This is a genomic window from Duganella sp. Leaf126, from assembly GCF_001423125.1.
GTDB lineage: Bacteria > Pseudomonadota > Gammaproteobacteria > Burkholderiales > Burkholderiaceae_D > Rugamonas.
On record NZ_LMNW01000012.1, the window covers coordinates 577,664 to 590,335 of the forward strand.

12 protein-coding genes are annotated in these 12,672 nt (G+C 65.2%); 9 read left to right on the top strand and 3 right to left on the bottom strand.

The window, feature by feature from the left end; all coding sequences use genetic code 11:
* Positions 1-2 precede the first annotated feature (2 nt).
* Both ASF61_RS10255 and pgeF read left to right on the top strand, forming a co-directional pair.
* Positions 3-1,052 carry an RluA family pseudouridine synthase gene (locus tag ASF61_RS10255; RefSeq protein WP_056154861.1) on the top strand — a complete coding sequence of 350 codons (1,050 nt, stop codon included), beginning with the start codon at positions 3-5 and terminating at the stop codon, positions 1,050-1,052.
* The gene (gene pgeF, locus ASF61_RS10260; RefSeq protein WP_056154864.1) at positions 1,052-1,879 is read left to right on the top strand and encodes a peptidoglycan editing factor PgeF; all 828 of its coding nucleotides are present in this window, start codon (positions 1,052-1,054) and stop codon (positions 1,877-1,879) included. Before ASF61_RS10255 ends, pgeF begins: the two co-directional genes overlap by 1 nt.
* A gap of 110 nt (positions 1,880-1,989) precedes the next feature.
* Here pgeF and ASF61_RS10265 read toward each other — a convergent pair whose 3' ends face one another.
* Positions 1,990-2,202 carry a hypothetical protein gene (locus ASF61_RS10265; RefSeq protein ID WP_056154867.1) on the bottom strand — a complete coding sequence of 71 codons (213 nt, stop codon included), beginning with the start codon at positions 2,200-2,202 and terminating at the stop codon, positions 1,990-1,992.
* 46 nt (positions 2,203-2,248) lie between these two features.
* Here ASF61_RS10265 and phaC point away from each other — a divergent pair, with 46 nt between their 5' ends.
* The 7 genes from phaC (at position 2,249) to ASF61_RS10300 (ending at position 11,341) form a co-directional block, all read left to right on the top strand.
* Complete coding sequence (phaC, locus tag ASF61_RS10270; protein ID WP_056154869.1) at positions 2,249-3,973, top strand: class I poly(R)-hydroxyalkanoic acid synthase; 1,725 nt, start codon at positions 2,249-2,251, stop codon at positions 3,971-3,973.
* 213 nt (positions 3,974-4,186) lie between these two features.
* Entirely contained in the window at positions 4,187-4,744 is a 558-nt protein-coding gene (gene phaR, locus ASF61_RS10275) for a polyhydroxyalkanoate synthesis repressor PhaR (RefSeq protein ID WP_056154873.1), read from the top strand.
* A 172-nt stretch (positions 4,745-4,916) separates the two neighbouring features.
* A complete protein-coding gene (gene rimO, locus ASF61_RS10280) occupies positions 4,917-6,320 on the top strand; it encodes a 30S ribosomal protein S12 methylthiotransferase RimO (protein ID WP_229205804.1) in 1,404 nt (467 codons plus the stop codon).
* Between the two features lie 74 nt (positions 6,321-6,394).
* On the top strand, positions 6,395-7,564 hold the full coding sequence (locus ASF61_RS10285) for a cystathionine beta-lyase (protein WP_056154875.1): 1,170 nt from the start codon (positions 6,395-6,397) through the stop codon (positions 7,562-7,564).
* The gene (gene hisC / locus ASF61_RS10290) at positions 7,561-8,619 is read left to right on the top strand and encodes a histidinol-phosphate transaminase (protein ID WP_056154879.1); all 1,059 of its coding nucleotides are present in this window, start codon (positions 7,561-7,563) and stop codon (positions 8,617-8,619) included. Before ASF61_RS10285 ends, hisC begins: the two co-directional genes overlap by 4 nt.
* Before the next feature lie 44 nt (positions 8,620-8,663).
* Complete coding sequence (locus ASF61_RS10295; protein WP_056154882.1) at positions 8,664-9,893, top strand: putative DNA modification/repair radical SAM protein; 1,230 nt, start codon at positions 8,664-8,666, stop codon at positions 9,891-9,893.
* Positions 9,890-11,341, top strand: coding sequence for a UdgX family uracil-DNA binding protein (locus tag ASF61_RS10300; protein WP_056154886.1), 1,452 nt, complete (start codon positions 9,890-9,892; stop codon positions 11,339-11,341). The genes ASF61_RS10295 and ASF61_RS10300 overlap by 4 nt, the downstream gene beginning before the upstream one ends.
* Here ASF61_RS10300 and ASF61_RS10305 read toward each other — a convergent pair.
* A complete protein-coding gene (locus ASF61_RS10305; RefSeq protein ID WP_056154890.1) occupies positions 11,338-11,700 on the bottom strand; it encodes a hypothetical protein in 363 nt (120 codons plus the stop codon). The genes ASF61_RS10300 and ASF61_RS10305 overlap by 4 nt on opposite strands.
* 87 nt (positions 11,701-11,787) lie before the next feature.
* Positions 11,788-12,669 carry an alpha/beta fold hydrolase gene (locus ASF61_RS10310; protein ID WP_056155467.1) on the bottom strand — a complete coding sequence of 294 codons (882 nt, stop codon included), beginning with the start codon at positions 12,667-12,669 and terminating at the stop codon, positions 11,788-11,790.
* Positions 12,670-12,672: the final 3 nt, after the last annotated feature.

The following is a 12,672-nucleotide window of genomic DNA, read 5'->3' on the forward strand; positions in this document are numbered from 1 at the left end:
CTGTGATATTAACTCCAAAGCCGAATTCGACCGAATCCTCCACCGAACTGGCCGACCCTGTCGAACACGACACCGCGCTGGCCCTCGATGCCGACGGCGACGAAGACGATAGCCTGGCGCCGATCGAACTGGAACTGACGCCGGACGCGTGCGGCCAGCGCCTCGACAAGGTCATCTCGGGCCTGGTGCCGCAATTTTCGCGCGGCCGCCTGCAGATGTGGATCACCGACGGCTTCGTCAGCGTCGATGGCAAGCCGGCAAAAAGCACCAAGGATACGGTCTACGGCGACGAGAAGATCGTCATTCTGCCCCAACCGGCGCCGGAAGACGAGGCCTTTAAACCGGAACCGGTGGAGCTGAACATCGTTTTCGAGGACGAGCACCTGATCGTGATTAACAAGCCGGCCGGCCTGGTGGTGCACCCGGGCGCCGGCAACTGGAGCGGCACCCTGCTCAACGGCCTGCTGCACCACTGCCCGCAGCTGGTGGGCGTGCCGCGCGCCGGCATCGTCCACCGGCTGGACAAGGACACCAGCGGCCTGATGGTGGTCGGCAAGACGCTGGCGTCGCAGACCGACCTGGTGCGCCAGCTGGCGGCACGCACGGTCAAGCGCGAGTACTTCGCGCTGGTGTGGGGTACGCCGCGCATCAGCGGCACCATCGATGCCTCGATGGGCCGCCATCCGAAGGACCGCATCAAGATGGCGGTGTCCACCAGCATGGGCGCCAAGCCGGCCATCACCCACTACGAACTGCTGGCCAGCGGCGACCTCGACCGTCGTCCCGTCAGCCTGATGAAGTGCCGCCTCGAAACCGGGCGCACGCACCAGATCCGCGTGCACATGATGTCGATCGGCTTCCCGCTGGTGGGCGACACCACCTACGGCAAGCAGCACCTGTCGAATGTGTTCCCGCGCCAGGCGCTGCAGGCGCGCCGCCTGGGGCTCGTGCATCCGGCGACCGGCGAACCGTGCGAATGGGTTGTGCCGCTGGCCGATGACTTCGCGGCCCTGATCGCGCAGGCCGGCATCGCCGAGCCGGAACAGCACTGATGTCCGGCGGGCCGATCGGCGACACACCGGCGACCGGCGGCCAGCAATGGTTGCTGCCCCACTGGCCGGACCTGCCTGCCAACGTGGGCGTGCTCTCGACCACGCGGCGCGGCGGCGTCAGCCCGGCGCCGTATGACGATGGCATGGGGCACGGCGGCCTCAACCTGGCCACCCACGTCGGCGACCAGCCGCACAACGTGGCCCGCAACCGCCACATCCTGCGCGCGCAACTGCCCGGCGATCCGGGCTGGCTGGCGCAGGTGCACGGCACCGTGGTGGCCGACCTGGGCAAGGTCGGGCCGCAGCAGGTGCCGGAAGCGGACGCCAGCATGACCACCATCGCCGGCAAGGTGTGCGTGGTGATGACGGCCGACTGCCTGCCGGTATTGTTGTGCGACAGCCGCGGCGCCACCGTGGCTGCCGCCCACGCGGGCTGGCGCGGGCTGCTGTCCGGCATCCTGGAAAACACCATCGACGCCATGCGCGCTGCCGGCGCCGGCGACCTCACCGCCTGGATGGGGCCGGCGATCGGCGCCTACCAGTTCGAGGTCGGCAGCGAGGTGCGCCAGGCCTTCCTGCACAACGCGGCCGATGCTTCAAGTGTGCGCCACGTGACGGCAGCCTTTACGGCGCTTGACCACAAGCCCGGCAAGTTCCTGGCCGACATCTATGCGCTGGCGCGGCACCGCATGCTGCGCGCGGGCGTGGATCAGGTGCACGGCGGCGAATACTGCACGGTGGCCAATTCCGCCAGGTTTTATTCGTTCCGCCGCGACGGCGTGACCGGCCGCCAGGCCAGCCTGATCTGGCTGAAGGGCAGCTCGTAAAGCCTGCTGCGCGAGCCGCGATCGCCTGTCCGTTTCCATCCGCTTGCGCTGCGCACGACGATATCGGGCCGCCCGCGGCGGTGTTTCGGGTTCTCTGACGCGGGCGCGCTTCACCGGTCCGGCGGGGCGGGCGGACCGGACTGCGCGCCTTCCTGCGCGGCGCGCCGGCGCGCCCGGCGCCGGCCGCTGCCGGCGATGTAGATCCAGGTCGCCAGGGGTAGCACGCAATAGAAGATAAACGTTACAATTCCCGCAATGATGGTCGGTTCGGTCAGGGCCATCAGTCCCACGACATACATCCACGCAATAGCAACAATCAGCATGTAGCAACCCGTTCAGAGATAGTTAATATTTTTTAGGGACTTACACATGAATTTGCCCGATCCGCAAGCCATTGCCAACGCCTGGATGTCGCAGGTCGGCGATCCCAGCCAGTGGCAATCCTGGTTCAGCAAGGCGCCCACCATCGACGCCAACCCGTTTGCCACCATGTTGCACGATATCGGCGTTGCGCTCGACGCGGAAGCGATGGAGCAGCTGAAGAACGACTATATGCGCGATTTCGGCGTGTTGTGGCAGGATTTTTTGGCCGGCAAGGCGCCGGCGGTCAGCGACCGGCGTTTCAGTTCGGCTGCTTGGCAGGGTAATCCGATGTCGGCCTTCAACGCCGCCACGTACCTGCTCAACGCCAGATTCCTCAGTGCGATGGTGGAGGCGGTGGAGACCGCCCCGCAGCAGAAGCAGAAAATCCGCTTTGCCGTGCAGCAGATGATCGACGCCATGTCGCCCGCCAACTTCCTGGCCACCAATCCGGAAGCCCAGCAAAAGCTGATCGACACCAAGGGCGAAAGCCTGACCCGTGGTCTGGCCAACATGCTCGGCGACATCAACAAGGGCCATATCTCGCTGTCGGACGAATCGGCGTTCGAAGTGGGGCGCAACCTGGCCATCACGCCGGGTACCGTGATCCATGAAAATCCGCTGTTCCAGCTGATCCAGTATACGCCGACCACGCCGGCCGTCAGCCAGACACCGCTCCTGATGGTGCCGCCGTGTATCAACAAGTTCTATATCCTCGACCTGCAGCCGGACAATTCGCTGGTGCGGTACGCGGTAGAGCAGGGCAATACCGTGTTCATGGTCTCGTGGAGCAATCCGGACAAGTCGCTGGCCACCACCAGCTGGGACGACTACGTGGAGCAGGGCGTGATCGAGGCGATCCGTATCGTGCAGGATGTCAGCGGCCAGCAAAAGCTCAACCTGTTCGGCTTCTGCGTCGGCGGCACCCTCGCTGCCACCGCGCTGGCAGTGCTGGCGGCGCGCGGCCAGCATCCGGCGGCCAGCCTGACCCTGCTGACCACCTTCCTCGACTTCAGCGACACCGGCGTGCTGGACGTGTTCGTCGACGAAACCCAGGTCTCGCTGCGCGAACAGCAGCTGCGCGACGGCGGCCTGATGCCGGGACGCGATCTCGCGTCGACTTTCTCGAGCCTGCGGCCGAACGACCTGGTATGGAACTATGTGCAGTCCAACTACCTCAAAGGGAATGAGCCGGCCGCGTTCGATCTGCTGTTCTGGAATTCGGACAGCACCAATCTGCCGGGGCCGATGTTCTGCTGGTACCTGCGCAACACCTATCTGGAAAACAGCCTGAAGGTGCCGGGCAAGCTGACGGTGGCCGGCGAAAAAGTCGACCTTGGCCTGATCGATGCGCCGGTCTTCATCTACGGCTCGCGCGACGACCATATCGTGCCGTGGAAATCGGCTTTCGGCTCGCTGCATATCCTGAACCAGGGCAAGCCTGGCGCCAACCGTTTCGTGCTCGGCGCGTCGGGCCACATCGCCGGCGTCATCAACTCGCCGGCCAAGAACAAGCGCAGCTACTGGATCAACGACAACAGTGCCGGCGACGGCACTGCGCAGGCCTGGTTCGATGGCGCCACCGAAATGCCGGGCAGCTGGTGGCCGCAATGGGCCGCGTTCCTGGCCAGCCACGGCGGCAAGCAGGTCAAGCCGAAAGGCAAGGCCGGCAACGTCCGCTACACGCCGATCGAGCCGGCGCCGGGGCGTTACGTGAAGGTGAAGTCTTATTAAACCGGGTTAACAAGGTGCGCAGGGATTGTAAAGCTGACTATTAGTTGCGTTGCAATAAAATCCAGTACTGTTGCGACTTTATGCAATTTTTGCATTTTCCCCTCTATAATAGGATCAGGTAGACACGTGAAAAGCGGACCCCGGTTCGCTTTTTTTTAGAATAGTTGCAGTGTGCGCTGCAGCGCAATAAATGGACTTGTGATCGGACTTGTGATGAGTAGTGCGAAAAAAAATGCTGACCGCTTGATCAAAAAATATCCGAACCGCCGGCTGTACGACACCCAGACCAGTTCCTACATCACGCTGTCGGACGTCAAGCAGCTGGTGCTCGACAACGAGGTATTTACCGTGGTCGATGCCAAGACCAACGAAGATCTGAGCCGCAGCATTCTCCTGCAAATCATTCTGGAAGAAGAGGCCAGCGGCGCCCCCATGTTCTCGAGCGACGTGCTGTCGCAAATCATCCGTTTCTATGGCCACGCCATGCAGGGCATGATGGGCTCCTACCTGGAAAAAAATGTCCAGGCCTTCACCGACATCCAGCGCAAGTTCACCGGCGCCGGCGCCATGGACGGCAAAGCCTTCAGCCCCGAAATGTGGACCCAGTTCATGAACGTCCAGGGCCCGATGATGCAGGGGATGATGAACAACTACATCGACCAGAGCAAGAGCCTGTTCGTGCAGATGCAGGAGCAAATGCAAAACCAGAGCAAGACCCTGTTCGGCGCCTTCCCGTTCGGCGCGGTGGTGCCGCCGAGCGACAAGAAGTAGTCATCTGTATTGACGGAAAAGGACGGCACAGGGCGCGAGCTGCTGTGCCGTTGTTGTCTTCGGCGAGTTTTTAAAATAGCTGTCGCCGCCGGTAACCCGGGTCCCGGGCTTCTCCGGAGCAAGCATGATCGGGTATAATGCCCGATTGCCCGGCATCTTCACGACACCCAACATGCAATCGCAACCACTTTCCCGTATCGCCAAGCCTGCTGCCACCACCACCGTCAGCGGTGCGGCGCCCAAAGTCGGCTTTGTTTCGCTCGGCTGCCCCAAGGCGCTGGTCGATTCCGAGCAGATCCTGACCCAGCTGCGCGCCGAAGGGTACGAGACCGCCAAGTCCTACGACGGCGCCGACCTGGTCATCGTCAACACCTGCGGCTTCATCGACGCTGCCGTACAGGAGTCGCTCGACGCCATCGGCGAAGCGCTGGCCGAAAACGGCAAGGTGATCGTCACCGGTTGCCTGGGCGCGAAGAAAGACGCGGAAGGCGACGACATCATCATGAAGGTGCACCCGAAGGTACTGGCCGTGACCGGCCCGCACGCGCTCGGCGAAGTGATGGACTCGGTCCACCTGCACCTGCCCAAGCCGCACGAGCCGTTCATCGACCTGCTGCCACCGCAAGGCATCAAGCTCACGCCCAAGCATTACGCCTACCTGAAAATCTCCGAGGGCTGCAATCACCGCTGCTCGTTCTGCATCATCCCGTCGATGCGCGGCGACCTGGTGTCGCGCCCGATCGGCGAGCTGCTGCTGGAAGCGGAAAACCTGTTCAAGTCTGGCGTCAAGGAACTGCTGGTGATCTCGCAGGACACCTCGGCCTATGGCGTCGACGTCAAGTTCCGCACCGGCTTCTGGAACGGCCGCCCGATCAAGACCCACATGACGCAGCTGATGGAAGCGCTGGGCGAACTGGCCAAGTCGTACGGCGCCTGGGTGCGCATGCACTATGTGTATCCATACCCGCACGTGGACCAGGTGATCCCGATGATGGGCGAGCACGTGCTGCCTTACCTCGACATCCCGATGCAGCATGCGCATCCCGACGTGCTGAAGCGCATGAAGCGCCCGGCCAGCGGCGAGAAAAACCTCGACCGCATCCTGGCCTGGCGCCAGATGAATCCGGAGCTCACGATCCGCTCGACCTTCATCGCCGGCTTCCCGGGCGAGACCGAAGCCGAATTCCAGTACCTGCTGGACTTCCTCAAGGAAGCGCAGATCGACCGCCTCGGCTGCTTCGCCTATTCGCCGGTGGAAGGCGCCACCGCCAACGAACTGGCCAACCCGGTGCCGGAAGAAGTGCGCGAAGAACGCCGCGGCCGCGTGATGCTGCTGCAGGAAGAAATCTCGAAGAACCGCCTGAAGGCCAAGGTCGGCAAGACCGTGCGCGTGCTGATCGATGAAGTCAACCGCACCGGCGGCATCGGCCGCTCGGCAGCCGACGCCCCCGAGATCGACGGCGTGGTCTATGTGAAGCCGCCGTACGAACCGCACAAGAAGCTGGCCGTCGGCCAGTTCGTCGACGTGCGCATCACCACGTCCGATGCCCACGACCTGTGGGGTCAGGCCGAGTAAGCCCGGTCGGCGCGGCTATAATGAAGGCGGACCATGCAGATGGCCCGCCTTTTTTTATCTGCCTACCGCCGCCGATGACCACCAAAAAATCCCCGCAGACCGCCCTGATCCACTCCGACTACCGCCCGCCGGCAGGCTTCGATGCGTTCCCCACCGCGATCCACCATGCGTCCACGGTGCTATTCGAAAACGTGGCGGCGCTGCGTTCTGGCCAGTGGAAGGACAAGAACGCCTATACCTACGGGCTGCACGGCACGCCCACCACGTTTACGCTGGAAGCGCGCCTGGCCGAAATCGAAGGCGGCCACCAGTGCCTGCTCGCCCCCAGCGGGCTGGCGGCGATCGCCATGGTGGACCTTGCACTGCTCAGGGCCGGCGACGACGTGCTGCTACCCGATAATGTGTACAACCCGAATCGCGAACTGGGTCGCTGGCTCGAGGCCGATTTCGGCATCACCGTGCGCTATTACGATCCGCTGGCGGGCGCCGGCATCGCCGAACTGATACGACCGAACACCCGGCTGATCTGGACCGAGGCGCCCGGCTCGGTGTCGATGGAAGTGCCGGACCTGCCGGCCATCTGCGCAGCGGCCCGCGCGCGCGGCGTGCTGGTCGCGCTCGACAACACCTGGTCGGCCGGCCTGGCGCTCAACGGGTTTGCGCACGGCGTGGACATCGTCATGCAGGCGCTGACCAAGTACCAGTCGGGCGGCTCGGACGTGCTGATGGGCGCCGTCATCACGCGCGACCGCGCCATCCACGACCGCCTGAGCATGGCTCACATGCGCCTCGGCCTCGGCGTGGGCGCCGACGACGCCTACCTGGTGCTGCGCGGCCTGCCCACCATGCGCCTGCGCTTCGAGGCCCACGACAAGTCGGCGCGCAAGGTGGCGGCCTGGCTTGCGGCGCGGCCGGAGATCGCCCGCGTGCTGCATCCGGCGCTGCCCGACTGCCCGGGCCACGCCACCTGGCAGCGTGACTTCACCGGCGCCGGCGGCCTGTTCTCGGTGCTGTTCGACGCCCGCTACACGGAAGCGCAGACCGACCGCTTCGTCGATGCCCTGCAGCTGTTCGGCATCGGCTACAGCTGGGGTGGCGCCAACAGCCTGGCAATCCCGTACCGTATCGCCCACATGCGCCAGAACTGGCGCGACGCCGGCATCCTGGTGCGCTTCAATATCGGTCTGGAGGACGCCGACGACCTGATCGCCGACATCGCGCAGGCGCTGGAGGTGATGGCATGAGCCGCTACTGGAGCGACGTGGTGCATGGCCTGACGCCGTACACGCCGGGCGAGCAGCTCAACGTGCCTGGCCTGATCAAGTTGAACACCAACGAGAACCCGTACGGTCCGTCGCCGCAAGCCGTCGCCGCCATGCAGGCCGCCGTCGGCGACGGCCTGCGCCGCTATCCCGACCCGGCCAATACGGCGGTCAAGGATGCCGTGGCGCGGCGCCTGCGCGTGCAGCGCGAGCAGGTCTTTGTCGGCAACAGCTCGGACGAGGTGCTGGCGCATACCTTCCATGCGCTGCTCAGGCATGCGCTGCCGCTGCTGTGCCCCGACATCAGCTACAGTTTTTACGCCACCTACTGCAGCCTGTACGGCATCACCGCGCAGCCGGTGCCGCTCAATGCGCGCTTCGAGATCGATGTCGACGACTACCGCGCGCCGTGCGGCGCCATCATCATCGCCAACCCCAATGCGCCGACCGGCATCGCGCTGCCGCTGTCCCGCATCGAGGCGCTGCTTGACCGTCACCGCGACCAGGTGGTGGTGATCGACGAAGCCTACGTGGACTTCGGCGGCGCCAGCGCGAGCGCGCTGGTGGACCGCTACGACAACCTGCTGGTGATCCAGACCCTGTCCAAGTCGCACGCGCTGGCGGGCTTGCGGGTCGGCTTCGCGGTCGGTCACCGCGACCTGATCGCCGGCCTGGAACGCGTGAAGAACAGCTTCAATTGCTATCCGCTGGGGCAGGTGGCGCAGGCCGGGGCAGTCGCAGCGCTCGACGACGTCGCGTATGCAGCGCAGAGCGCGCGCGCCATCATCGCCACCCGTGGCCGGCTGACGGCCGAATTGCTGGCGCTCGGTTTCGAGGTGCTGCCGTCGCAGGCCAACTTCGTGTTTGCGCGCCATCCGCAGCACGACGCGGCCACGCTGGCTGCCGGCCTGCGCGAGCGGTCCATCCTGGTGCGCCATTTCAGGCAGGCGCGCATCGACCAGTTCCTGCGTATCTCGATTGGTACGGATGCCGAATCGGCGGCGCTGACAGACGTACTGAAGACGCTGCTGGCCTGATCCGTTCTGCTATACTGTATGCCTATACAGGTGCGGAGCAGATCATGGAACTGACGGACAAACTGGAAATCCTGGCCGATGCGGCCAAGTACGACGCGTCGTGCGCGAGCAGCGGGGCGCCCAAGCGCCATTCGGTCGGCAAGGACGGTTTCGGCGCCACCACCGGCATGGGCATCTGCCACAGCTACACGCCGGACGGACGCTGCGTCTCGCTGCTCAAGATCCTGCTGACCAATTACTGCCTGTACGACTGCCAGTATTGCGTCAACCGCCGCACGTCCAACGTGCCGCGCGCCCGCTTCACGGTGGCCGAAGTGGTCAAGCTGACCAAGGATTTTTACCTGCGCAATTACATCGACGGCCTGTTCCTCAGCTCCGGCATCATCCAGTCGGCCGACTACACGATGGAGCAGCTGGTGCAGATCGCACGCGAGCTGCGCGAGGTGCACCAGTTCCGCGGCTACATCCACCTGAAAACCATCCCCGATGCCGACCCGGCGCTGATCGCCGCTGCCGGCCGCTACGCGGACCGCCTCAGCGTCAACATCGAGCTGCCCACCCAGGACAGCGTGCAGAAGCTGGCGCCGGAAAAAAGCGTCCATACGATCAAGCTGGCGATGGGCTCGATCCGCCGCAAGCTCGACGAAAAAGCCGAAGAGCCGAAAGCGCCGCGCTTCGCTCCGGCCGGCCAGAGCACGCAGATGATCGTCGGCGCGGATGCCAGCGACGATCAACAGATCCTGAAAACCGCCGAAACGCTGTACGGCAGCTACAAGCTCAAACGCGTGTACTACTCGGCCTTCAGCCCGATTCCGCAAAGTCCGAAAAGCGTGCCGCTGGTGCCGCCGCCGATGGTGCGCGAACACCGGCTGTACCAGGCCGATTTTTTACTGCGCAGCTACGGCTTCCAGGTCGACGAGCTGCTGCCCAAGACCGGCAACCTGGCGCTCGACATCGATCCCAAGCTGGCCTGGGCGCTGGCCAACCGCGAGCATTTCCCGATGGACCTCAACCGCGCCGAGCCGCACATGATCGCCCGCATTCCCGGCATCGGCCTGCGTAACGCCCAGCGCATCGTCGATCTGCGCCGTTTGCGCCAGGTCCGCTACGCCGACCTCACGCGCCTGAAATGCAGCTTGAAGAAGATCGCGCCGTTCATCATCACGGCCGACTACTTCCCGGCCAACGACGCCAGCCCGTCCGAGCACCTGCGACGGGCCATGGCCGTGGCGCCGCAGCAGATGAATCTGTGGCCGGAGCTGCAGGCAGCATGACGCGGCGCGTGGTCGGCACTTTCGCCGAATGGCGCACCGCCGCGCGCGACCTGGTGGCACGCAGCATCGCGCCCGAGTACGTGGAGTGGGCCAGCGAGCCGGAGGATGGCGACCTGTTTTCCGGTTTCGGTGCCGCTGCCGGCGCTGCCGTGGTGCCGGCGATGCCGCCGCCGGGCGCCGAATTGCGCGTGCCGCGCCAGCTGATGGACATGATCGAGGATGCCGCCTGCTTCAATGCGCTCGACCGCTGGTCATTCCTGTACAAGGTGATCTGGCGCTGGCACCTCGGCGAGCGCGACGTGGTGTCGCCGGCCGATGCCGACGGCGCTCGGCTGTACGCGATGGTGAAAGCCGTGCACCGCGAGCAGCACGATATGCACGCCTACGTGCGCTTCCGCGAACGCAAGGAGGAGGACGGCGCGCCGCGCTTCGTGGCCTGGTTCGAGCCGGTGCACGACGTGCTGCCGCAGGTGGCGCGCCATTTCGCCCGCCGCATGGGGCCCACCACCTGGATGATCGCCACGCCGGGCCAGGCCATTTTGTGGGATGGCGAAAAACTGATCGAAGCGCCGTCGCTGCTGCGCAGCGCAGCCGATATCGAGGACGCCGGCGAAGCGCTGTGGCTCACTTATTACCGCAGCATCTTCAACCCGGCGCGGGTGAACGCCGACCTGCTGCGCAGCCATATCCCGTCGCGGTTCTGGAAGCATCTGCCCGAAGGCGCGATCGTGCCGGCCATGGTCACGGCCGCCAACAATGGCGAACGCCGCACCGGCCAGACCGGCACCGTGGGGCAGCGCAGCGGCGCCACCGACATCCCGATCGCCCCCGAACGGGCGCAGCCCCAGCGCACCTTGCCGACTTCGCTCGACCAGTGCCGCCGCTGCGCGCTGTGGGAACACGCCACCCAGCCGGTGGCCGGCATCGGGCCGGCGCCCGCGCGCATCATGCTGGTCGGCGAACAGCCGGGCGACCAGGAGGATTTGCAGGGTGTGCCGTTCGTGGGACCGGCCGGCGCCGTGCTGCAGCGGGCCATGCAGGAAGCGGGCATGGCGCGCGACGACATCTACCTGACCAACGCGGTCAAGCATTTCAAGTGGGAGCCGCGCGGCAAGCGGCGCCTGCACAAGACGCCGGCGCAGCGCGAGGTGGCGGCCTGCCACCTGTGGCTGGAGGAGGAACTGAAACGCGTGCAGCCGCAGGTGGTGGTGGCGCTGGGCAGCACGGCCTTGAAGTCGCTGCTGCAGGATGGCGCGGCCACCATGACGGCGATGATCAGCGATGGCCAGCCGGTGCCGGTGCAGCACGACGGCCGCTGGCTGGTGACCGTGTATCACCCGTCCTATGTGCTGCGCGCGCCGGACGAAGCGAGCCGGCGCCAGGCCTATGGCGTGATCGTTGCCGGCCTGCGCCAGGCCCTGCAGCTGCTGCAGGGCGGCCAGCCTTAGACGGCAGCCGCCTCGTTGTTGTTGAGGCGCATGAAGCCGGAGATCAGACGGTAGGCCTTCCACAACCAGGCGCCGAGCCAGATCAGGTAAGCGAACGGGATGCCGATGATGGTGATGAAGGCCACGCCGCCGACCGCGATCCACACCACGTACCACCAGAACGAGCGGATCATCCAGGTGTGGTGGCTGTGGACGAAGGTACCGGCGGTGGCGGGACGCTGGGCGTAATTGATCACCAGCGGAATCACCGAAAACAGGCCCAGCGAAAAGATGAAGCTCACGGCATGCACGACGTACAGCCACCAGGCCATGGTCTTGGCCGAGCTGTCACGGCTGTCAAGTATCAGTTCTTGCGACATGGCGTTTCCTTTCAGGTGGGCGGTAACAAAAAATATAAAGAAAAATACAAGAAAAAGTATAACGGAATCGCGGTTGCCCGAACGCGCTTAATGTGTCGCTGTGTCGCCCAGCGTACGGTGCAGGAAAGCGGTGATGTCGTCGAACAGCGCGGGCTGGATCGTAGCGCGGTCGAAACCGGGCGGGTCCTGCGACGGGTGGAATTCCGGCCTGGTCATCTCGGCCGGGAACTTGCTCATGAACGAGAAATGGGCAGCGCCGGCAAACACCTTGTGCACGACCCGGCTGCGATCGGCCACGCCGTCGAGCACGTTGAGTGCGTGCGCCACCGGCGTGTTGACGTCGAGATCGCCGGTGATCATCAGGATCGGCTGATGCACTTCACGCAGCGCACCGGGGCGGAACCAGGCCGTGGCCGGCGCCAGCAGCACCAGCGCCCGCACCCGTGCATCGGGCGTGACCGGCACCGGCTGCGGCGGGTTGGTCTTGCGTTCGTAGGGGCCGGTCCACGGCTGGCCGCCGGCAACCGCCAGCGCCGTGTAGCCGCCGATCGAATGGCCGATCACGGCCACCGTGTCGGCGAGCAGCATGCCTGGCAGCGCGCGGTAAGCAGCGTCGATCACGACCGAGATGTGGCGCGGCCGGTTGGCCAGGTTGGCGGCCGTATTGGCGCGGTTATTGTTGTTGCGGGTATTGCCGGGGTGGGCGGGCAGGGCGACCACGTAGCCGGCCTGCACCAGGTGCCGGGCCAGTTCGCGGTAGGCCCACGGCGTGCCGGCATTGCCGTGCGAGACCACCACCAGCGGATACGGGCCGCCGACGGGCGCCGCATCCTGCGCCACGTCGAGCGTGTAGGGACCGAATCGGGCGGTGGTCTCGCTGCCGGTTGCCGGATACAGCAGCGCCAGCGGTATCACTGCCTTTTGCACGGCATCGTCCACCTCGAGCAGGCGGCAGCCGCAGGCATGCACGCC